1 protein-coding gene is annotated in these 1,156 nt (G+C 54.8%); it reads left to right on the top strand.

Annotated features, from left to right (window positions below):
* Positions 1 to 411 precede the first annotated feature (411 nt).
* Entirely contained in the window at positions 412 to 660 is a 249-nt protein-coding gene (locus tag HMPREF2682_RS02095) for a hypothetical protein (RefSeq protein WP_005505891.1), read from the top strand.
* The last annotated feature ends 496 nt before the right edge of the window (positions 661 to 1,156 follow it).

The raw sequence follows: 1,156 nt of genomic DNA, 5'->3' as shown, positions 1-1,156 counted from the left end.
CTCGAAACACATGTGGCTTCTCGCTGTTTAGGGGGAGGGGCGGGGGCCTTTCGATAGGTTAGTGCCTTGGCCGTGGGTCTTTAACCCGCAGTGAAGACACTAACCTATCGAAACAGCCAGTTACCCGCCACGTAATCCACCCGGCGCTAATTTCGACCATAGGTTAGCAACTTCTGTCGTAGTTAAAAACCATGGCAGAAGTCCGTAACCTATGACCGAATTTTCTGTGTGATGTGTATAGGCGGGGGAGTGCGCCTCCAGAAAACCCCTCGTCACACAATATTTTTTCTGGCTTTTCTCCGGGGCGGGGCAGCGCAGCCCCTTATCTTGTCAGGGGTGCCCCGTACCTTGGTAGTAGAGAACAACGACGCGTTCTCACCCCCCTCCGCCGAGCGACCAAAGGAGCCCATCATGTACACGGTTGGTTACTACAATGACGAAGACTTCCGCGCCTTCTACTCCGGTCAGGACGCCGCCAACATTGACGACTTCTTCACTGACAACGGCGAATACCTCATGGTGTACCTGCCGGAGGTGACCGACCGCGAGTTCCTTGCCGGCCTCCGTTACGGTAACGGCTGCGATGCGCTCTGCCAGAGCGGATACGCCCTCGACGAGGCGGAAGAGGCACTCCGCGACATGTACGCGCTCGCCGTATAGCCCACCCGCCCGCCTGTCACAGATGGGGGATCTAGTCATGGGTTTACGGATTTGTGCCATAGGTTAGTGTCTTTGGTCGTAGTTAAAAACCATGGTCGAAGACGCTAAACTATGGCACAAATTCTGCAGGGGCGGCGCCCCGCGGGCGCAGAGATATTTGATGCATAAAGCATTGATGTATCCGAATAATGACGTTCAGATACTATTGCACTCAAAGCAACGCAAATAGACACAAAGATGCGGTAGGGTGGTAACTGTAGTGTTCCACAGCGCATTGATGCGTTTGTTGGGCGCGCTACGGGGCTGTTTTCCTTCCGGTGGTCAGCTTGACCTGTGAAAAGCGGCCCGACTTGCACATATACATCTACATCACACTGTCACCGATGATAGGAGCGTATCTTCTATGGATTCGACCATCTTTAATCGCCGTACCCTGTTGGGTAGTGGCGCATTTGTGGGCCTGGGCGCCCTGCTTGCGGCGTGTGGCCAGCAGGCT

It is taken from the genome of Rothia sp. HMSC061D12 (genome assembly GCF_001836735.1).
Lineage (GTDB): Bacteria > Actinomycetota > Actinomycetes > Actinomycetales > Micrococcaceae > Rothia.
This window is presented reverse-complemented; position numbering and strand designations above follow the sequence as displayed.